At 76.3% G+C, this 20,416-nt stretch carries 18 protein-coding genes; 9 read left to right on the top strand and 9 right to left on the bottom strand.

Translation table 11 applies throughout. From position 1 onward, the window contains the following. Window positions 1-27: 27 nt before the first annotated feature. The 8 genes from ACGF4F_RS09475 to ACGF4F_RS09440 all read right to left on the bottom strand — a co-directional run bounded on the left by ACGF4F_RS09475 (window position 28) and on the right by ACGF4F_RS09440 (window position 6,421). Window positions 28-873: a carotenoid biosynthesis protein gene (locus ACGF4F_RS09475; protein ID WP_393076227.1), complete on the bottom strand. Its 846-nt coding sequence runs from the start codon at window positions 871-873 to the stop codon at window positions 28-30. Continuing rightward, window positions 870-1,448 (bottom strand): GNAT family N-acetyltransferase, encoded by a 579-nt coding sequence (locus tag ACGF4F_RS09470; RefSeq protein ID WP_393076224.1) that lies wholly within the window; start codon window positions 1,446-1,448, stop codon window positions 870-872. Before ACGF4F_RS09470 ends, ACGF4F_RS09475 begins: the two co-directional genes overlap by 4 nt. Continuing rightward, window positions 1,445-2,176 carry a monooxygenase gene (locus ACGF4F_RS09465; protein WP_393076221.1) on the bottom strand — a complete coding sequence of 244 codons (732 nt, stop codon included), beginning with the start codon at window positions 2,174-2,176 and terminating at the stop codon, window positions 1,445-1,447. The genes ACGF4F_RS09470 and ACGF4F_RS09465 overlap by 4 nt, the downstream gene beginning before the upstream one ends. Window positions 2,177-2,243: 67 nt before the next feature. Continuing rightward, on the bottom strand, window positions 2,244-2,732 hold the full coding sequence (locus tag ACGF4F_RS09460; protein WP_393076218.1) for a YbaK/EbsC family protein: 489 nt from the start codon (window positions 2,730-2,732) through the stop codon (window positions 2,244-2,246). A gap of 110 nt (window positions 2,733-2,842) precedes the next feature. Beyond that, a complete protein-coding gene (locus tag ACGF4F_RS09455) occupies window positions 2,843-3,589 on the bottom strand; it encodes a TetR/AcrR family transcriptional regulator (RefSeq protein WP_393076215.1) in 747 nt (248 codons plus the stop codon). Between the two features lie 104 nt (window positions 3,590-3,693). Continuing rightward, entirely contained in the window at window positions 3,694-4,506 is an 813-nt protein-coding gene (locus ACGF4F_RS09450; RefSeq protein ID WP_393076212.1) for an FAD:protein FMN transferase, read from the bottom strand. 14 nt (window positions 4,507-4,520) lie between these two features. Continuing rightward, on the bottom strand, window positions 4,521-5,003 hold the full coding sequence (locus ACGF4F_RS09445; protein WP_393076209.1) for an FMN-binding protein: 483 nt from the start codon (window positions 5,001-5,003) through the stop codon (window positions 4,521-4,523). A gap of 20 nt (window positions 5,004-5,023) precedes the next feature. After that, a complete protein-coding gene (locus ACGF4F_RS09440; protein WP_393076206.1) occupies window positions 5,024-6,421 on the bottom strand; it encodes a ferric reductase-like transmembrane domain-containing protein in 1,398 nt (465 codons plus the stop codon). A gap of 551 nt (window positions 6,422-6,972) precedes the next feature. Between ACGF4F_RS09440 and ACGF4F_RS09435 the strand changes: the two genes are divergently transcribed. The 9 genes from ACGF4F_RS09435 (at window position 6,973) to ACGF4F_RS09395 (ending at window position 17,761) form a co-directional block, all read left to right on the top strand. Next, window positions 6,973-7,470: an SAV_6107 family HEPN domain-containing protein gene (locus ACGF4F_RS09435; protein ID WP_393076203.1), complete on the top strand. Its 498-nt coding sequence runs from the start codon at window positions 6,973-6,975 to the stop codon at window positions 7,468-7,470. Between the two features lie 143 nt (window positions 7,471-7,613). Continuing rightward, complete coding sequence (locus tag ACGF4F_RS09430; RefSeq protein WP_393076200.1) at window positions 7,614-8,378, top strand: hypothetical protein; 765 nt, start codon at window positions 7,614-7,616, stop codon at window positions 8,376-8,378. Window positions 8,379-8,454: 76 nt separating this feature from the next. Then, on the top strand, window positions 8,455-10,158 hold the full coding sequence (locus ACGF4F_RS09425; protein ID WP_393076197.1) for a DNA polymerase Y family protein: 1,704 nt from the start codon (window positions 8,455-8,457) through the stop codon (window positions 10,156-10,158). 24 nt (window positions 10,159-10,182) lie between these two features. Further along, complete coding sequence (locus tag ACGF4F_RS09420; protein WP_393076194.1) at window positions 10,183-13,563, top strand: error-prone DNA polymerase; 3,381 nt, start codon at window positions 10,183-10,185, stop codon at window positions 13,561-13,563. Window positions 13,564-13,762: 199 nt separating this feature from the next. Next, window positions 13,763-13,939, top strand: coding sequence for a hypothetical protein (locus ACGF4F_RS09415; protein ID WP_198940230.1), 177 nt, complete (start codon window positions 13,763-13,765; stop codon window positions 13,937-13,939). A 14-nt stretch (window positions 13,940-13,953) separates the two neighbouring features. Beyond that, entirely contained in the window at window positions 13,954-14,703 is a 750-nt protein-coding gene (locus ACGF4F_RS09410; protein ID WP_198940229.1) for a methyltransferase domain-containing protein, read from the top strand. Continuing rightward, window positions 14,700-15,863 (top strand): alkaline phosphatase family protein, encoded by a 1,164-nt coding sequence (locus ACGF4F_RS09405; RefSeq protein WP_393076190.1) that lies wholly within the window; start codon window positions 14,700-14,702, stop codon window positions 15,861-15,863. The genes ACGF4F_RS09410 and ACGF4F_RS09405 overlap by 4 nt, the downstream gene beginning before the upstream one ends. Before the next feature lie 130 nt (window positions 15,864-15,993). Continuing rightward, the gene (locus tag ACGF4F_RS09400) at window positions 15,994-17,253 is read left to right on the top strand and encodes a DNA polymerase IV (RefSeq protein ID WP_393076187.1); all 1,260 of its coding nucleotides are present in this window, start codon (window positions 15,994-15,996) and stop codon (window positions 17,251-17,253) included. 115 nt (window positions 17,254-17,368) lie between these two features. Beyond that, complete coding sequence (locus ACGF4F_RS09395; protein WP_357435159.1) at window positions 17,369-17,761, top strand: DUF3040 domain-containing protein; 393 nt, start codon at window positions 17,369-17,371, stop codon at window positions 17,759-17,761. Between the two features lie 158 nt (window positions 17,762-17,919). Here the strand turns inward: ACGF4F_RS09395 and ACGF4F_RS09390 are convergent, their stop codons facing one another. Next, the gene (locus ACGF4F_RS09390) at window positions 17,920-20,382 is read right to left on the bottom strand and encodes a transglutaminaseTgpA domain-containing protein (RefSeq protein ID WP_393076184.1); all 2,463 of its coding nucleotides are present in this window, start codon (window positions 20,380-20,382) and stop codon (window positions 17,920-17,922) included. Window positions 20,383-20,416: the final 34 nt, after the last annotated feature.

The raw sequence follows: 20,416 nt of genomic DNA, 5'->3' as shown, positions 1-20,416 counted from the left end.
GCTGGCCGATTCGCTCCCTTCGCTCGCTCATGCCGGCGTGCCGGCGCCGGGGCGGGCCGCCACGTCCACCTCCCGGCGCTCGGGGACGCGACGGCGGGCCCGCAGCAGCGTCACCGCCAGCGGTACGGCGGCCACCGCCATGCCGGCCGCGCCCCACGCCGCTGAGGCCGGCAGGCGGAGGAAGACCGCGTGCGCCAGCACGCTGGCGGCGTACGTCCACAGGTAGAGCGCGAACATCGGCGCGTCCCGCCCGTCGGTGCGGTCGACGGCCGGCCCGGCGAGCGGCCGCAGCGTCGCCGCCAGCAGCAGCGCGAAGAGCAGCCAGCCGAGGTAGTTGCTGGCCGGGACGCCGGGCAGGCCGGGCAGGGCGGGGCCGACGTCCCGCCAGACCCAGTAGCCCTCGGCCACCATCTGCGGGTCGAGGAAGAGGTCCCAGGCGGCCAGCCCGACCGCGGCGAGCGTGATCCGGCCGGCGCGGCGGAAACGCGCCCCGCCCGCGGTGGCCGGCCGGGTCAGCCGGACCGCGGTGAGCCAGGCCGGCCAGGCCATCCAGGTCCAGGCCAGCGGGATGATCAGCGGTACCCCGGCCAGCTTCGGGCCCAGCTCGCCGGAGTAGTCGTAGCTGCCGAACGGGAAGCCGGTGGCCACCCCGAGCGCCTCCACGGCGAACCCGCCGCCGGTGGCCACCGCGACCAGCGCGACCGCGGTACGCGTACCGCGGGTGAGCAGCGCGTGCCCGACGGAGAGCAGGTATCCGAGCACGACGGTGGCCACGGTCAGCCCGGCCCGGGTGGCGCCGGCGGTGAGCGGGTAGCCGATCTGGGCGAGGACCAGGCCGGCCAGCAGCGCCCAGGGCAGCCGGCCCCGGATCACGGCCCGGCCGGGGCGGGGGCGCCGCCGGGGCCGGGCGGGGGCAGCGGCAGGTCCCGGCCGAGCACGCCGAACGGTCGCTCGTCCCCCGGGAAGTGGAAGTTGCGCAGGATGTCGACGAAGCCGAACCGCCGGTACAGCCGCCAGGCCCGGGACTTCTGCTCGTCGGCCTCCGGCGTGGACAGCAGGGTGGTCGTCCCCTCCGCCATGGTGAGCAGGGCGCGCAGCTGGCCGGCGCCGAGGCCGTGCCCCTGCGCGGGCGGGCGGACGTGCAGCTCGACCACCTCGAAGCAGTGGAGCAGCCAGCGCTGCCGCGCCTCGGTGTCCAGCGCCCGGTGCACCTGGTCGTGCCACCACTGGCCGGCGGCGCCGAGGTAGCCGTACCCGAAGCCGGCCAGGTGCCCCTCGCTGGTGAGGCTGGCGACGGCGCGGAAGCCAGGGCGGCGGACGTGGGTGGCGATGTAGCCGCGCCGGGCCTCGAGCAGGTCGGCGCGGTAGCCCATCGCCTCGCCGTAGACGGCCACCACGTCGTCCAGCCGCCGGACCAGATCGTCCGGCGTCCAGCGCACCAACCTCATGCGTGTCCTCTCGCCGTTTCCGGATCGCCCTCGGCGACCCACCCCAGCACCGCCCGGTCGCCGACCACGTCGTCGACCGCGAATCGGGCGAACAGCTCCTCCGCGTACCAGCCCTCGGCGGGGGTACGCGTGATCGCGGCGCGATGCTCGGGCTGACGGTACGCGAACGCGACGAGGTCCGCCGGGGCGCGCCACACACTCACGGTGCCCTGCCAGCCCAGCGGGGCCTCGCCGACGCCGAACCGGGCGAGCAGCCCGGGCGCGGCGTGCAGGGCGGCGGCCACCGGCGGGACCGCCCGCCAGAAGGTGACCGCGCGGCGGGCCCGCAGCCGGGCCCGGGTCAGCGCCAGCACCGGCCCGGTGACCGGGCCGCCGGACGGCTCGCCGAACGGCCGGCGGCCGGACCACGCGCCCCGGCTGGTCAACGGGCGCAGCTCCAGGCGGGCCGAGGAGCGGGCGATCCGGGCCCAGGACCGGCCCACCGGGGAGGCGTCGAAGCCGGCCGCGGCGGCCGGGGAGTTCCAGGCCACCAGCGCGGCCCACCGGGTCGGGTCGGCGTCGCCGGGGCCGAAGCCGGTGCCGGTCCCGGTGCCGAGCAGCTTGGCGAACCGGACGCCGGGGGCCCGGCGCAGTCGCGGCGGGTGGACGGCCATCCGGAGCAGCGCACCGGGCACCGCGGCCGGGTGGATCCGCCACACGTGCAGCGTGACGAGTCCCGGCGGGCTCACGCCACCGCCCCGCTTCGCCCCGCGGCGGCGCGAACCGCCTCGCTGCTGAGCTTGATGGTTCGCTCGCTCACGCCACTTCGGCGGGGGCGCCGGAGGTGATCCGCAGCAGCTCCGCGTACGTGGTGGGGAAGACCGCCTGCGGCACGCCGCCGGCCGCCCACACCTCGTCGTACGCCCGCAGGGCGGTGTCGACCACGGTGCGCAGCGGCCGGGGGTGGCCGACCGGGGCGACCCCGCCGATCACCTGACCGGTGTGCCGCTTGACGAACTCCGGGCTGGCCCGGCGCAGCCGGGTTACCCCGAGGGACGCGGCCAGCCCGGCGGTGTCCACCCGGTGCGCGCCCGAGGTGAGCACCAGCAGCGGCGCGTCGTCCGCGTCGAAGACGAGCGAGTTGGCGATGGCGCCGACGCCGACGCCGAGCGCCTCGGCGGCCGCCGCGGCGGTGTGCACCGCCTCGGGCAGCAGGCGGACCCGGCTCGGCCCGCCGGAGCCGTCGCGGGCGTCCGCGTCGTCGAGCGTCCGCTGCACCGCCTGCACGTTCGGGTGTGGCTGCATGCCGTTCATTCTCCCGGTTCGGTTGCCGCCCGGTTCACCCGGCCACGCCACGTCCGTGACCGGCGCCGGTGATCACGGAGATCGCCGTCCCGACGAACCGGACGGCCGGGTCATGACCGCGGTGGGATCCGTCCGGCGGCGCGGGCGGTGATCAGCGCCTCGATGCCGTCGAGGATGCGGGCGAGCCCGAAGTCGAGGGCCTGGTCGCCGTCGGCCTGGTGGGTGGCGGAGCGCACGGCGGCGTCGAGCGACGGGAAGCGGTCCGCACGGCCGCGCAGCAGCGCGACGAGTCCGGCCTCGCTGTGCTGGCTTGGCGTGTCGGTGGTGGTCGACGCGTGCTGGGCCAGGTTGCCGGCGTACCCGGCCAGGAGCACCACGACGTCGAGCTGCTCGTCGCCGGTCAGCCCGGTGCCGGTGAGGGCGGCGACGGCGCGTTCCAGCCAGGCCAGCTCGTTCGGGCCGTGCAGCCGGGGGCCGCAGGTGGCCGCAGGGGCCCACGGGTGGCGGCGGAACCGGCAGAGCATCTGCCGGGTCCAGTCGTCGAGCCGGCCGCGCCAGTCGGCGCCCTCGGGCGGCAGGGGTGGCTCACCCACCGCCGCCTCCAGCATCAGGGCGACCAGCTCGGCCTTGCCGGGCACGTACCGGTAGAGCGCCATCTTGGTGACGCCCAACGCCTCGGCCACCCGATGCATGGTGAGTCCGTCCAACCCCTCGGCATCGGCGATGGCGATGCCGGCCTGGGCGATCACGGTGAGGGTGAGGGTGGGGCGGGGGCCGCGGCGCGGCGGGGTCCGCGGGCCCCACAGCAGTTCGTAGAGCTTTCGGTTGTCGACGGCCCCGCTGTTCATCCGGTCCATGATCCTCCTCCGGGCCGGTCTTGTCGCGGACCCAAAACTGTGTCTAGGGTACGCTGTGTCCGACGGACGCAGTTCAGCCGGGAGGGGAAGGCCGGCCTGCCCGACTACCCGGCGCGGGCCGGAGCCGCCGGTCGAGAGCCGGGCCAGTTCGGGGTGGCCCGGACCCGACCGGCGGCCTCCACCAGCAGGGCCTCGTAGCCGTCCAGGGTGGCCAGCCAGTCGAGTGCGTCCGTGCCCCGGGCGGCGGCCGCGGTGGCGTACACGTCGGCCCAGAGCAGCTCGGGGCCGACCACGGTGACCGACCGGACGGCCGCGGCCGGCCGGCCGGCGCGCGGGTCCAGGATGTGCGCGCCGCGCCGTGCGGTGCCCGAAGTGGCGACGGCGCCGCCCGCCGGCTCGATCACGTCGAGCATCCGCTCGGGGTGGTCGGGGTCCTCCACCCCGACCCGCCAGGCCGGCCGGCCCGGCGCGGTACGCAGCAGCACGTCCCCGCCGGCGTTGAGGCAGAGGTCGTGCTCGGGCAGGTCGGCGAGGTGCCGGGCGGCGCGCTCCACCGCCCATCCCTTGACCAGCCCGGACGGGTCGAAGCCGGTGCCGCCGCCGGGCAGCGGCAGGAGCCGGGCGTCGAACCAGCCGCCGGTGCGGGCGCGGGCCAGCTCGCAGAACTCCACCACCTCGCGCACCACCGGCTCGGCGGTGGCCGGGTCGGGCAGCGCGCCGCCGAGCCGGCCCAGCACGCTCTCCGGCCGGTACGTGCTGAACACCGCGTCCACCTCGCCCAGCTCGGCGAAGACCCGCTCCACCCGGGCCGCCACCGCGTCGGTGTGCACCTCCGGCCCGCGCAGGTGCACGCTCACCGGCAGCCCCATCACCTGCACCACCCAGGCCCGCCGGTCCAGTTCCATCGTCAGGTTCATCGTCGCCACCCCGTTCACTTCAGGTGCGCCGCGTCGATCGCGGACTGCAGGGACTCGCGGTAGCCGTCGCTGGTGACGGTGGCCCCGGAGACGGTGTCGATCCGGGCGCTCTGCGCGGCCAGGGCCTCCTGCCGCAGGACCGGCACCGCGTAGTCGTTGATCTCCTGGTCCCGGCGGTTGCCGTCCGGCACCTGCACCGTCGTGACGTCGGTGATCTTCCCGCCGGAGACGGTGATCCGGACCTGCACCGGCCCCCACCGGGTCTGCGCCACCGACCCGGTGACCGTGCCGCCGGAAGAGGCGCCTCCCGACGAGCCGGCGCCGGTCGAGCCGTCCGCGCCGTCGGTCGCGGTCCCGGGGTTCGTCACCACCCCGTCGGATCCGCCGCCGGCGACCGCGCTGCTCGCCCCGCCCGGACCCATCGTGCTGGTCCGGTAGCTGAACAGCAGCACCAGGGCCGCCACGGTGGAGAGCAGCCAGAGGGTGACCCGTCGCACGGATCCTCCTTTCGTGCCTGTCACCAGGCGAACCGTTCGTGATGGGTGTGCGCGTCGGGAACCCCCGCCGCGCGGGTCGCGGCGCGGGCGGCGTCGACCCAGCCGTCCGGCCCGCAGAGGAAGACGTCGTGACCGGAGATGCCGGGGGAGAGCCGGCGCAGCGCCTCCGCGTCGGACAGCCCCTCGGCGTACGCGGGCAGCCACGCCGGGCGGGCCGCCCGCGGGCCGACCAGGTGGTGCACCACCAGCCCCCGCTCGGTGGCGAGCTGGTCCAGCTCGGCCCGGAAGGCCAGGTCCGCCGGGGTGCGCGCGCGGTAGAGCAGCACCGCCTCGCCGGGGGCGTACGGCAGCTCCCAGAGCAGTGCCAGCAGCGGGGTGATCCCGACCCCGCAGCCGAGCATGGTGATCCCGCCGCCGCGCCAGTGCTCCCCGGTCAGCCGCCCGTACGGCCCCTCGACCAGCACCTTCGTGCCGGGGCGCAGGGCGGCCACCCGGGCGCTGTCGTCGCCGAGGTCCTTGACGGTGATCCGCATCAGGTCCCCGTTCGGCGGTGCCGACAGCGAGTACGGGTGCGCCCGGGACCAGCCGGGGCCGTCCAGGAACCGCCAGAGGAGGAACTGCCCGGCCCGGGCGGGCAGCCGGTGCAGGTCGCGCCCGCGCAGCCAGACCGAGGTGACCCCGGGTGCCTCGGGCACCACCGCGGCCACCTCGATCCGGTGCCGCAGCGACCGCCAGGCGGGCAGCCCGAGCCGGTAGACCAGCACGCTGGCCAGCGCCAGCAGGTAGACCGTCCACCAGTAGGCGCGGGCCGCCGCCGAGCCGACGAAGTCGGCGCCGGTCCAGAGCTGGTGCGGCAGCGCCAGCGCGACGCCGAGGTACGCGTACAGGTGCAGCAGGTGCCAGGACTCGTAGCGCAGCCGGCGCCGGGCCGCGCGGACCGAGGTCACCACCACCAGCACCAGCAGGGCCAGCGCCGCGGTGGCCAGCAGCATCCCGGGGTACGTGACGACCAGGTCCCAGGTCTCGGCCAGCACGCCCTGCCGGGCGGTGCCGGCGTACCCGAGGATGGTCAGCGCCACGTGGGCGAGCAGCAGGTGGAACGAGGTGAAGCCGGCGAGCCGGTGCCAGCGGGCGATCCGGTCCTGGCCGAAGCGCCGCTCGATCAGCGGCACCCGGGCCATCAGCACCACCTGGACGAGCATCAGGTCGGCGCTGACCAGACCGGCGAGCCGGCCGAGCGAGGTGAGGCCGGTGGCGAGGCCCCCCAGCAGCTCCTGCACCCCGCGGTCGGCGGTCCAGAGGGCGGTGACGACCAGCAGGCTGAGCACCGCGGCCGTGCCGGCGACGTCGGCCCACCAGGCGGGGACCGCCGGCAGGGTACGCCGCCCGGTCCGCCGGTCGGCGACGGCGGCGGTCACCGGCGGGTTTCTTCGGTTCGGCTCACGTTCATGAAGCCCACTCTGGGCCGGGGAACTCGACGCGCCCTTTGCCGAAGCTGTGGGCCGGCTGAGAATCCGGCTCGCCTCTCGCGTGTCCCGGGCGACGCGCCGGGTCCGGGTGATCGGCACGCCCGGGCGCGTCACACGTTGCATTTTCGTCGGAGGGGAGGTGTACTGTCAGGGCAGTTAGAACGAGTGTTCGATTCGGTCGTACGCTCGTTCCAACGCCCGGGAGGGGTGTTTCGCGGCGCCGGCTCCCGGGGAGGTGCGGTTCCGCGGACCGCACCGGGCTCCGGACAGTCGCGAGTCCGGACCCGTCAGGCAGGATCGTCGCCCGCCGCCCACGACCCCCGGGCGGCGGGCGACGGACCCGCCGGTACGCCGGCCGGGTGTGGTGTGGGGAAGCGTCCACACCCGGCCGGCCCCCCACCTGGTGCGTCTTCCTCCGCACCGCCCGCTCCGGGCGTCCCGCCGGCGGATCCGATCCGTCCCGCGGCCGCCCCGCCCCGGCCCACGCGGAGGAGAGACCCATGCCGACCAGTCCGGCCCAGGCCCCGACGGTGCCCGCGCACGTGCTGCCGCACCGCACCCCCGCCCAGTTGCTCGCGGTGGCCCGCCACGGGCTGGCCGAGGCCGCCCGGACCCGCCCCGACGGCCTCCGGTACGCCGCCGCCCACCTCGCGGCGCTGCGCGCCGCCGCCGCGCTGCTCGCCGCCCGCGCCCGCCCCGCGCCCGGCCGGCGCAACCGGATCACCAGCGTCTGGGTCCTGCTCTCCACCGTCGCCCCCGAGCTCGACGAGTGGGCCGGCTACTTCGCCGCCGGGGCGAGCAAGCGGGCCGCCGCCGAGGCCGGCATCCCCCGGGTGGTCAGCGCCCGGGAGGCCGACGACCTGCTCCGCGCCGCCGAGGAGTTCGTGGCCGTGGTGGAGGCCGCGCTCGGCCGGCAACCGGCGCTCGACGGTCTGCACCGGCCGCTCCGGCTCGGCGGGTCCGACGCCACGCCGCGACCCGGAGCAGCCGCCGCCTGACCCGGCGACGTCCGGCCACCCGGCGGGGAGGCGGGTGGCCGGACGTCGTCGTGCCCGGTCCGGCGACGTCCGCCGCACATGGAGATCCAGCAGCACCACCACGGGACGTACCCGTGGGCGACACACGGCAGGGGGTAGGTCCGATGGCGGGCCGCATGGTGGTCGGTTCCGCCGCGCTGGCCGAGTTGGTGCGCCCGGCGAGCGCGCCCGACCCGGCGAGCGGCCATCGGGTGCTGCCCGTCCGGCCCGAGCTGACCGGGCTGCTGCCCAACCGCGGGCTGCGGCGCGGTAGCACCATCGCGGTCGGCGTCGGGCAGCCCCGGCGTAGCGGCGGGACGTCGCTGATCCTCGCCCTGCTCGCCGAGGCGTCCCGGGCCGGCTCCTGGTGCGCCGTGGTCGGCGTGCCCACCTTCGGGGCCGGCGCGGCGGCCGAGGCCGGGATCGCCCTGGATCGGCTCGCCCTGGTGCCGCACCCCGGGCCCGAGTGGCCCACCGTGGTCGCCGCGCTCATCGACGGGGTCGACGTGGTGGTCACCGCCGTGCCGGCCACGGTCTCCGCCTCCGTCGCCAACCGGCTGGCCGCCCGGGCCCGGCAACGCGGCAGCGTGCTCGTCCCCTACGGCCGGTGGGACGGCGCGGACGTCACGCTCCAGGTGGTCCGCGGGGTCTGGGAGGGGCTCGGCCCGGGCCGGGGGCGGCTGCGCCGCCGGGAGGTGACCGTCTCGGCCCGGGGGCGGGGCGCGGCCGCCCGCCCCAAGGAGATCAAGGTCTGGCTGCCCGGCGACGAGCTGACCCGGGTCATCCCCCGGGCGGCCGGTGCCGCCGCCCGCACCACCTCGCCCCGGCTCCGGGTGGTGGCGTTGCCCGCCCCGGCTGCCCGGCCCCGCACCGCGGTCGGGTCGGCATGAGCGAGCGCAGCGAGCGAATCATCAGGCACAGTCCAGTGGAGCCTCATGCGGCCGCCGAGCGGAGCGAGGTGGCCGCATGACCGGGGCGCCAGTGCGGACCCTGCTGCTCTGGTGCCCGGACTGGCCGGTCCTCGCCGCCGAGATCGTCGACGGGGTGCCCGCCACCGACCCGGTCGCGGTGCTGCACGCCAACCGGGTGGTCGCCTGCTCCGAGCGGGCCCGCGCCGAGGGCGTACGCCGGGGGCTGCGCAAGCGGGAGGCGCAGGGGCGCTGCCCGCAGCTCACCGTCGTCGACCACGATCCCGGCCGGGACGCCCGGGCGTTCGAGCCGGTGGTGGCCGCCGTCGAGGAGGTGGCCGCCGGGGTCGAGGTGATCCGCCCCGGCGCCTGCGCGCTGGCCGCCCGGGGGCCGAGCCGCTACCTCGGCGGGGAGGAGGCGGCGGCCGAGCGGATCGTCGAGCACGTCGCCCAGACCTGTGCGGTGGAGAGCCAGGTGGGTGTCGCCGACGGGGTCTTCGCCGCCGGGCTGGCCGCCCGGGACGGGCGCATCGTGCCGCCCGGCGGGACCGCGGAGTTCCTGGCCGTCCTGCCCGTCGAGGCGCTCGGCCGGCCGGCCCTGACCGACCTGCTGCGCCGGCTGGGGGTGCGTACCCTCGGGGACTTCGCCGCGCTGCCCGCCGGTGACGTGCTGGCCCGGTTCGGCTTCGACGGGGCGCTGGCCCACCGGCTCGCCGCCGGCCGGGACCACCGGCCGCTCGCGGTCCGGCAGCCGCCGGCCGACCTGACCGTCACCGCCGAGTACGACGAGCCGATCGACCGGGTCGACGCCGCGGCGTTCGCCGCCCGGACGCTGGCCGAGCAGCTGCACGAGCGGCTCGCCGCGTACGGGCTGGCCTGCACCCGGCTCGGCATCGAGGCGGTCACCGCGCACGGCCAGGAGCTGCACCGGGTCTGGCGGCACGACGGCCTGCTCACCGCCGCGGCCATCGCCGACCGGGTGCGCTGGCAGTTGGACGGCTGGCTCTCCGGCAGCAACGGCCGGGGCGGGGCCCGCCCGGCCCGCCCCACCGCCGGCATCATCCGGCTGCGGCTGGTGCCGGACGGGGTGCTCGCCCAGGCCGGCCTGCAACCCGGGCTGTGGGGGGAGACCGGCGAGGAGCGGGAGCGGGCGCACCGCGCGCTGAGCCGGGTGCAGGGCATCCTCGGCCCCGAGGCGGTGGTCACCCCGGTGCTCGGCGGCGGACGCTCCCCGGTCGACCAGGTACGCCTGGTCCCGTGGGGCGACGAACGACTGCCCGCCCGCCCCGGCGAGCCGCCCCTGCCGGCCGTACCAGCGAGCGAGCCGGCGTTTCCGGGCGGGCCGGGGCTTCCTGGCGAGCCGACCCGCGCAGCGCGATCAGGTGGCGCGGCGCGGGCCGGTGGTGTCGCGCGGTCGGGTGGGAAGGCACCTGTCCCGCCGTGGCCGGGGCGGCTGCCGCCACCCGCGCCGGCCGTGGTGCTGCCGGCTCCGCTGCTGGCCACCGTGCACGACGCCGCCGGTGAGCCGGTCGTGGTCAGCGCCCGGCTGGCGGTGAGCGCCGCGCCCGCGCGGCTGGCCGTCGGCACCGGCCGCCCGGCCGAGATCGTCGGCTGGGCCGGCCCGTGGCCGGTGGACGAGCGCTGGTGGGCACCGGCCGAGGCCCGGCGCCGGGCCCGGTTCCAGGTCTGCCTGGCCGACGGCGCCGCCCTGCTGCTCGCGGTCGAGAGCGGCCAGTGGCTGGTGGAGGCGATCTATGACTGAGCGTCGAGCGGCCGGGGCGGGGCGGTGAGCTTCCACAACCCGAATCTGTCCTGGTCGGAGCTGGAACAGGTGCTCTCCGGCCGGCCCCGCGGTGGGCGGTCCGGCAAGGGGCGGTCCCGGGACGAGCGGCACCTGCACGTGGTGGACCCGCTCGCGGTCGACGCCGACGGCGGCGACTCCCCGGCGTGGAGCCGCAAGCGGCAGCAGTACGAGCCGCCCGAGCTGCCCCGCCCGGACGACCCGGTGCCCTACGCGGAGCTGCACGCGCACACCAACTTCAGCTTCCTCGACGGCGCGAGCCACCCCGAGGAGCTGGCCGAGGAGGCCGCCCGGCTGGGGCTCACCGCGCTCGCCGTCACCGACCACGACGGCTTCTACGGCGTGGTGCGGTTCGCCGAGGCGGCCCGCGCGCTGCACCTGCCGACGGTCTTCGGCGCGGAGCTCTCCCTCGGGCTGCCCGGCCCGCAGAACGGCGAGCCCGACCCGCACGGGTCGCACCTGCTGGTGCTCGCCCACGGCCACGAGGGGTACGCCCGGCTGGCCGCCACCATCTCCCGCGCCCAGCTCCGCGGCGGCGAGAAGGGCCGCCCGGTCTACGGCGAGCTGGAGGAGGTCGCGGCGGAGCTGCACGACCACGTGCTGGTGCTCACCGGCTGCCGCAAGGGGCACGTGCCCGGCGCCCTGCTCACCGAGGGCGTCGACGCCGCCGCCCGGGAGCTGGACCGGCTCACCGCGCTCTTCGGCGCCGAGACGGTGGCGGTGGAGCTGACCGACCACGGCCATCCGATCGACGCCGACCGCAACGACGCCCTGGTCGAGCTGGCCGACGCGGCGGGGCTGCCCACGGTCGCCACGAACAACGTGCACTACGCCACCCCGGGCCGGCGTCGACTGGCCACCACCGTGGCGGCGGTGCGTGCCCGGCGCAGCCTGGACGAGATCGACGGCTGGCTGCCCGCCGCCGGCACCGCCCACCTGCGCAGCGGCGCGGAGATGGCGGCGCGGTTCGCCGCGTACCCGGGCGCGGTGGCCCGGGCCGCCGAGTTCGGCGCGGAACTCGCCTTCGACCTGCAACTGGTCGCGCCGAAGCTGCCGGCGTACCCGGTGCCGCCCGGGCACACCGAGATGAGCTGGCTGCGCCGGCTGACCATGGACGGCGCCCGGGAACGCTACGGCCCGCCCGAGGCGCACCCGGAGGCGTACGCGCAGCTGGAGCACGAGCTGCGGATGATCTCCGACCTCGGCTTCCCCGGCTACTTCCTGGTGGTCTACGACATCGTCACGTTCTGCCGCGAGCAGGACATCTACTGCCAGGGCCGGGGCTCGGCGGCCAACTCGGCGGTCTGCTACGCGCTGCGGATCACCAACGTGGACGCGGTGCGGCACCGGCTGCTCTTCGAGCGTTTCCTCGCCCCGGAACGCGACGGCCCGCCCGACATCGACGTGGACATCGAGTCCGACCGCCGGGAGGAGGTGATCCAGCACGTCTACGCCCGGTACGGCCGGGAGTACACCGCTCAGGTCGCCAACGTCATCTCGTACCGGCCCCGGTCGGCGGTGCGGGACGTGGCCAAGGCGTTCGGCTTCTCGCCCGGGCAGCAGGACGCCTGGAGCAAGCAGATCGACCGGTGGGGCTCGGTGGCGACGGTGGACGTGGCGGACATCCCCGAGCAGGTGGTGGCGTACGCCAACGAGCTGCAGAGGTTCCCCCGGCACCTGGGCATCCACTCCGGCGGCATGGTGATCTGCGACCGGCCGGTGATCGAGGTCTGCCCGGTCGAGTGGGGGCGGATGCCCGGCCGCAGCGTCCTGCAGTGGGACAAGGACGACTGCGCCGCCGTCGGGCTGGTCAAGTTCGACCTGCTCGGCCTCGGCATGCTCTCCGCGCTGCACTACGGCTACGACATGATCGGGATGAGCCTGGACCTGGGCGACATGACCCTGGACGACCCCGAGGTCTACGACATGCTCTGCCGGGCCGACTCGGTCGGGGTGTTCCAGGTGGAGAGCCGCGCCCAGATGGCCACCCTGCCCCGGCTCAGGCCCCGCGTCTTCTACGACCTGGTGGTGGAGGTGGCGCTGATCCGGCCCGGCCCGATCCAGGGCGGCTCGGTGCACCCGTACATCCGGCGCAAGAACGGCCAGGAGCCGGTGACGTTCCCGCACCCGCTGATGCGCAACGCGCTGGAGAAGACCCTCGGCGTGCCACTGTTCCAGGAGCAGCTCATGCAGCTCGCCATCGACCTGGCCGGCTTCGACGCGGCCGGGGCCGACCAGCTGCGCCGGGCGATGGGGGCGAAGCGCTCGGTGGAGCGGATGGCGCAGATCGCCGACCGGCTCTACGCCGGGATGGCCGAGCGGGGCATCACCGGCGAACTGGCCGACGACGTCTACCGCAAGCTCACCGCCTTCGCCAGCTACGGCTTCCCGGAGAGCCACGCGATGAGCTTCGCCTACCTGGTGTACGCCAGTTCCTGGCTCAAGCGCTACCACCCCGGCCCGTTCCTGGCCGCCCTGCTCAACGCCCAGCCGATGGGCTTCTACTCGCCGCAGACCCTGGTCGACGACGCCCGCCGGCACGGCGTCGAGGTACGCCGGCCGGACATCAACGCCAGCAGCGCCAAGGCGGTGCTGGAGTCCACGCCGGAGACCCGGTGGGGGAGCCAGCCGGGGGAGCCGCCGCACACCTGGGGGCTGGGCGGCCCGGCGGTCCGGCTCGGGTTGAGCAGCGTACGCACCCTCGGCGACGACGTGGCCGAGCGGATCGAGGCGGAGCGGACGGCCCACGGGCCGTACCGGGACATGCCGGACCTGGCCCGGCGGGTCGGGCTCACCGCCGCCCAGCTGGAGGCGCTGGCCACCGCGGACGCCTTCGCCTGCTTCGGGCTGACCCGGCGGCAGGCCCTCTGGGCCGCCGGCGCGGCGGCCCAGGACCGGCCGGGCCGGCTGCCCGGCACGGTGACCGGCGCGACGCCGCCCACCCTGCCCGGGATGGAGGCGGTGGACCGGCTGGTCGCCGACGTCTGGGCCACCGGCCTGTCCCCGGAGAGCCACCCGGCCCGGTTCATCCGGGACCGGCTGGACGCCCTGGGCGCGGTGCCGATCGCCCGGCTCGGCCGGGTGGAGCCCGGCCAGCGGATCCGGGTCGGCGGGATCGTCACCCACCGGCAGCGGCCGGCGACCGCGGGCGGGGTCACCTTCCTCAACCTCGAGGACGAGACCGGGATGCTCAACGTCACCTGCTCGCCGGGGCTCTGGCAGCGCTACCGGCGGGTCGCCCGCACCAGCGGGGCGCTGGTGGTGCGGGGCCGGTTGCAGCGGCACGAGGGCGTCACCAGCCTCACCGCGGACCGGCTGGACGCGATCGACCCGCCGGTCACGCCGGCCTCCCGCGACTTCCGCTGACCTCGCCTCAGCCGGCCGGGGCGAGCCCGGAGCTGGCGTCGACGGCGGGCCGGCACCAGGCCCACGTCGTGGAGACCTTCGCCACACCGGCCCGGCAGCGGGCATGTCGTGGGCCACATTTCCGTTTCCTGGATCGGCGGGCCGGAGATACGGTCCGCCGGCGTGGGCAGAGCGGCCCACGCGGGAAAGGTGGAAAACGATGACGGGGAGCAACACCCACCGCGGCGTCGCCAACGCCCGACGGACCCGGCTCGGTGCGGACTGGGTCCCGGCGCACGACACCGAGGTGCACGAATACCCGGTGACGGACGGGCCGGTCGCCAACGCCCACCGCTCCCGCGCCGAGGAGGACCCGGCCGGAGGCGGCGAGTCCTGACCCCGCTGGCGCGGGTGACTAGGCTCGGCGGGGTGGAGCAGACCCGAACCCTGACCCCCCGTACCGCCGTGATCTGGGCGGTGCTCCGCGCCGAGCTGCAGCGCCGCGTGGGCGAGCGGCTCACGGTGCTCGACGTCGGCGGCGGGACCGGCGGCTTCGCCGTCCCGCTCGCCGAGGCGGGCCACCACGTCACCGTGGTCGATGCCAGTCCCGACGCGCTCGCCGCGCTGACCCGCCGCGCCGCCGAGGCCGGGGTCGCCGACCGGGTACGCGCCGTGCAGGGCGACGGTGACGCGCTCGCGGGGCTGGTCGAGCCGGCCAGCATGGACCTGGTGCTCTGCCACGCCGTCCTGGAGGTCGTCGACGACCCCGCGTCGGTGGTCTCGGCCCTGGTCGGCGCGCTGCGCCACGGGGGCGCGGCCAGCGTCCTGGTCGCCGGGCGGGCCGCCGCCGTACTCACCCGCGCGATGAACGGCCACCTCGACGTGGCCGCCGCGCTCGCCGCCGACCCGGACGGCAGCGCCGGCCCGCGGGACACCCTGCGCCGGCGGTACGACGCCGAGGGCGCCGCCGCCCTGCTCAGCGCCGCCGGGCTCACCGTCGAGGAGATCCACGGCGTACGCGTCCTGGCCGACCTGCTGCCCGCCGCCGTGGCGGACGGTCAGCCGGCCGCCCTGGTCGAGCTGGAACGGGCCCTGGCGGCCCGGCCGCCGTACCGGGACATCGCCGCCCAGCTGCACCTGTTCGCCCGCCGCCCGGTATGACCGGCCCGGCGGTGGATCCGCTCGCCCCGGTCGCGCCCCGCTACGGTGGCGGCAGCCTCGCCGACGTCCTACCCAGCGCGCTCGCGGTGCTCGGCGTGCCCGGCACGGCCGACCTGCTCGGTCTGGCGCCCCGGTTGGCCGGGGTACGCCGGATCGCGGTCCTGCTGGTCGACGGGCTCGGCTGGTACCAGATCCCCGCCGCCACCCCGTACGCCCCGACCCTGGCCGGGCTGGCCGCCACCGTCGGCACCCCGCTCACCTCCGGATTTCCCTCCACCACCCCGACCAGCCTGGTCACCCTCGGCACCGGCGTGGCCGCCGGCGCGCACGGGGTGCTCGGCTTCAAGGTCCGGGTCCCGGACACCGACCGGGTGCTCAGCCACATCGAGTGGGCCGGCGACCCGGAGCCGCTGCGCTGGCAGCCCGTCCCCACCCAGTACGAGCGGGCCCGCGCCGCCGGGGTCGCGGTGACCGTGGTCAGCCGCCCCGAGTACGGCGGCAGCGGCCTGACCCTGGCCGCGAACCGGGGCGGCGACTACCGGGGGGCGTCCGGCGTCGACGCGCTCGCCGGGCAGATGCTCGCCGCCCTCGCGGCCGGCACCGGGCCGACCCTGGTCTCCGGATACCACCCGGACCTGGACCGGCACGGACACCTGAGCGGCGTCGACTCCGTGCCGTGGCGGCTGGCCGCCGCCGAGGTGGACCGGCTGCTCGTCCGGCTGGTCGACGGGCTGCCGCCGGACGCCGCGCTGCTGGTCACCGCCGACCACGGGCAGCTCAACGTGCCGGCGGGCCACCGGATCGACCTGGACACCGATCCCCGGCTGCGGGCCGGGGTCCGGGTGGTCGCCGGCGAGCCCCGGGTCCGCTACCTGCACGTCGAGCCGGGCGCCACCGCGGACGTGGTGGCCGCCTGGTCGGCGGTGCTGGACGGCGCCGCGTGGGTGACGACCCGGGACGAGGCGGTGACCACCGGCTGGTTCGGGCCGGTGGCCGAGGAGCACCTGCAGCGGATCGGCGACGTGGTGGTGGTCTGCCGGGACACGTACGCCGTGGTCGCCACCCGCTCGGAGAAGCCGATGGAGTCGCGGCTGGTGGCGTACCACGGCGCCGACACCGCCGCCGAGATGACCATCCCACTGCTCACCATCCGCGGCTGACCCGACCGCCCCTGCGCCCGCAAGCTCCGCGCAGCTGCACGGTCGGCCGGGGCCTGGCGTCGCCGCCGGGGCGGCGCGTCTCGGGCGGGGCGGCGGGCGGGTTGTCGGACCGGGCGGTTAGCGTGCGGGAATGGGCCGCAGCCAGTCGTTGCCCCGGGGCGGTGATCCGCGCTTCGGGCCGGACGCCGACGACACCGGCTGCACCGTCCTGCACGTCGACATGGACGCGTTCTTCGCCTCCGTCGAGGTGCGCCGCCGGCCCGAGCTGCGCGGCCGGCCGGTCGTGGTGGGCGGGATTGGGCCGCGCGGGGTGGTCAGCTCGGCCAGCTACGAGGCCCGACGATACGGCGTCCGCAGCGCCATGCCGACCGCGCGGGCCCGGGCGCTCTGCCCGGACGCGGTCTACCTGCCGCCCGACTTCACGCAATACTCGCCGGCCTCCCGGGCGGTGATGCAGATCTTCCGGGACGTCACCCCGCTGGTCGAGCCGCTCTCCCTGGACGAGGCGTTCCTCGACGTGGCCGGCGCCCGTCGGCTCTTCGGCTCCCCGGCCGGGATCGCCCGGCTGATCCGCCGCCGGGTCGCCGAGGAGCAGGGGCTGACCTGCTCGGTCGGGGTGGCGCCGAGCAAGTTCGTGGCGAAGCTGGGCTCCACCCGGGCCAAGCCGGACGGGCTGCTCGTGGTGCCCGCCGCCCGGGTGCTCGACTTCCTGCACCCGCTGCCGGTGGGGGCGCTGTGGGGAGTGGGGGAACGGTCCGCCGAGACGCTGCGCCGGCTCGGCCTGAACACCGTGGGCGACCTGGCCGAGGCGCCGCTCGGCCTGCTCCGGCGGGCGGTCGGTGAGGCGGCCGCGACCCACCTGCACGAGCTGGCCTGGGGTCGGGACCCGCGCCGGGTCTCCCCGGAGCAGGTAGAGAAGTCGATCGGCGCGGAGGTCACCTTCGACGTCGACGTCACCGACCCGGTGGAGATCCGCCGCGCCCTGCTGGCCCTCGCCGAGAAGGTCGGGGCCCGGCTGCGCGCCGCCGGCCAGGTGGGTCGGACGGTGTCGCTCAAGGTCCGGCTGGCCGACTTCCGCACGGTCACCCGGTCCCGCACCCTCACCGTGCCCACCGACACCGCCCGGGAGATGTTCGACACGGCCTGGGCCCTCTGGACCGCCCTGGCCGCCGGCGAGCCGGTCCGCCTGGTCGGCGTACGCATGGAGGGGCTCGCCACCGCGGCGGAGACCCCGCAGCAGCTCACCCTCGGCGCGCCGGAGCGCGGCTGGCGGGAGGCGGAGGTGGCCGCCGACGCGGCGGCTGCCCGATTCGGGCGGTCCGTCATAGGTCCGGCCAGTCTTCTCGGGACGCGTGATCCGCGACGAGTCGAAAAACCGACCCGGCCGTAGGTCGTCCCGCTTTCCGACGCGCGAGCCCCCTCGTAGACTTGCGGGTAAGCAGCCGGTTGGCTGCCACGGTCTGTTGGCCCGACCGGGCCGACCAACGTGACCGGGGAGGAGTGCCGTGCCGCTCTCGGAGCACGAGCAGCGGCTGTTCGAGCAGATCGAGCGGTCGCTTGCCGAGGACCCCAAGTTCGCCTCGGCCGTGCGCGCCAGCGACCCGCGTTTCCACGCGCGGCGTCGCCTGCTCGTCGCTGCCGGCGTGGTAATCGCTGGTCTGGCCCTGTTGATCTACGGTGCCGTGATCAAGACGCCCCCGCTGGCCGTGGCGGGCTTCGTCGTCATGCTGGCCTCACTGGGCTACGCGGTGCAGTCGCACCGGCGCTCCCAGTCGCCCGACCTGCACGTGGTGGGCGGCACGACGAGCCGGCGTACCCGTGGCCGGACCGGCCGGCGGGGTTCGTTCCTCGACCGGATGGAGGACCGCTGGCGGCAGCGCCCGGAGGGGCACCGCTGACCGGCTCGGACCGCTGACGGCGGGCCCACCGCGACGGCGTGTCGCCGTGGGCCCGTACACCGGCGAGCATCTCACGCTGCATCGCGGAAGTGGTGGCATCCGGTGGATCCGGACACCACCACTTCCAGGACGCAGCGCGGTCGTGCCGCCGTGCCGGTTCACCGGGCCGGACGGCCCGCCAGCAGCCGGCGCGGGCTCCACCGGAGCAGCCGCTGCCGCACCTCCCCGCCGGCGGTGACCAGCCGGGCGGACCGCTCCGACACCGTGGTCCGCCAGCGCAGCAGCACCGACGGCGGCAGCAGGGCCGCCATGATCCGGGTACGCCGGCCGGCCCGGGCGGCCAGTGCCCCGCGTACCGACCGCAGGGCCGGGTGCAGCTCCTCGCCTGTCAGCGGGTCGCGGGCGTAGCGGGCCCGCTCCTCGGCCCGGCCGAGCAGTCGCACCCCGGTCACCGCTCCGGCGTCCTCGGTGAGGGTCTCCTGGACCAGCCGCTCGGCGGTCGCCCGGGGAGTCTCCGTCCGGTCGACCCGGACCTGGAAGTCCACCAGGGTGTCGAGCAGTTCGTCCCAGGCGGCGTGGGCGTCCGCGCGGGCCCGGTCGGCGTCCACCCCGACCACGATGTCGCGTACCTCGCCGCGCTGGCCGGGGATGGTGGCGAGCGTGGTGGCCGCCGGCGCCGCAGCCCGGACCCGCCGGCGCCGACGCAGCGCGGAGCGGCGCAGCGCCGGCACCGCGAGCAGCGCCAGCAGGGCGAGCGCCCCGGCGACCCACCACGGCCAGACCGGCGACTGCTGGGTGGGGCCGCCGTCGCCGACCGAGAGGCCCTGGTCGGCGTCCTTGTCAAGCCGGTCGGGACTGTTCGGGCCGGCCGAGGCGTCGACCCCGTCCGGGGCGGCGGCGCCCCCGGTCGACGGGGTGGCCTCCTCGGGTGCCTCGATGTTCGGGGCCCAGGCCGACCGGACCGACCCGGGGACGCTCGCCGCCGGGGTGGCGTCGAACGGCACCCAGCCGATACCGGCGAAGAAGACCTCGGTCCAGGCGTGCAGGTTCTGGTTGGTCAGCACGTACGTGCCGCCGCTGGACCTGGTGCCGTTGGTGAAGCCGAACGCCACCCGGGCCGGGATGCCGGCGGCCCGGACCAGCCACGCCATCGCGCCGGCGTACTGCTGGCAGAAGCCCGCCTTGGTGGACAGGAAGTCGGTGATGTCCTCCCCGCTGGTGCCGTCCCGGGTGGAGAGCGAGTAGGTGAACCCGTTCTCCACCGAGAAGTAGTCGTAGATCGCCCGGACCTTGTCGTAGTCGTTCTGCTTGCCCTTGACGAGCTGCCTGACCAACTGGTCGACCGCGGGCGCCCCCGGCGTGGTGGTCTGCTGGCGCCGCAACGGGTCGTCGGTCGACAGGGAGCGCGCCGCGCGCAGCGCCGACGGGCTGTAGGTCGAGCGGACGTAGTCGAACGAGTACTGCTTGCCCCGCGAGTTCTCCCGGTCGGAGAAGATGACCTGGAGGTTCGGGTCGTAGCGCCAGCCGCGGCCGAGGTCCTCGGTCTTGACCGGCTCGGCGTAGACCGGCAGCAGCGGCATGTTGAGGGTCTTCGACACCTCGACCGTGGCCCGGTAGCGCTGCCGCTCGACGCCGGCCCGCTCCGCCGGGTCGGTCAGGCCCTGGTTCACCCCCCGGCCGGTGGGAGTGCGATCCCGGAAGCCGTTCGGACGCAGGTCGTCGGCCACGCCGAAGCGCAGGTAGAACGGGGTGGGCTCGTTGGTGGTGACCTTGACCAGCTCGGTCACCTTGCTCTGTTTGAGCTGACCGCTGAGCGCGGCGAACAGGTCGATGCGGCCGGAGTTGCCGCCCTGGCCCGGGCGCCCGTTGCCGTCGCCCGTGCCGCTGCCGGCGGCGTTCAGCAGGCCGCTGGTCATCCCGGGCACGGCCAACGGCAGCGCCACCGCCAGGGCGACCCCGACCACGGCCAGCCGGCGACCCGCCGCGGCCAGCGGCGAGGCCTCCCAGACGTCGACGTCCCGGCCCTCCCCGGTGAACCGGCGGCCGAACCGGCGTACCCGGTCGACGTTGTCGGTGACCAGCAGCCACAGGAAGCCACAGGCACCCACCACGAACGGGGTGGCGGGCACGTCGTCCACGTAGACCGCCACCGGCACCGAGTAGATGGCCAGCATCGGCAGCCCGGCCAGCGCCGGCCGGCGCAGCCCCACGGAGAGCACGTCCACCAGCACTGCGACGCCGCCGACGCCGAGCACGGCGAGGAAGAGCAGCGAGTCGACGTCGTCGACCTGCACGCTGTAGGTGCGCATGTCCTGCATCGACGCGCCGAGCAGGTCGCCGAAGTGGGCGAAGGTGCCCGGGGTGGGCAGGAACGCCAGCAGCTCGGTGCCGCCCGGGAAGACCCAGGTCAGGCCCAGCGTGAGGCCGGCGAGCATGGCGATGAGCTGACCCCACAGGGGTGCCCGGGCCAGCCGGCTCAGCGCGGCCGCGCCGGCCACCACGGCGACCACGATGGCCGCCTCGATCAGCCACGTCCAGCGCAGGAAGATCGTCGACAGCGGGGCGGCCGCCAGCAGCGTCGCCGCGGCGGCGACGAAGCCCAGGTTGCGGTGCGCGGTCACGCCACCGCCTCGCTCCGCTCGCCGGCGGCGCGAC

This window comes from Micromonospora sp. NPDC047740 (assembly GCF_043204735.1).
Classification (GTDB): Bacteria; Actinomycetota; Actinomycetes; order Mycobacteriales; family Micromonosporaceae; genus Micromonospora.
Note: the sequence above shows the minus strand (reverse complement) of the source record. Positions and strands in the feature narration are given on the sequence as shown.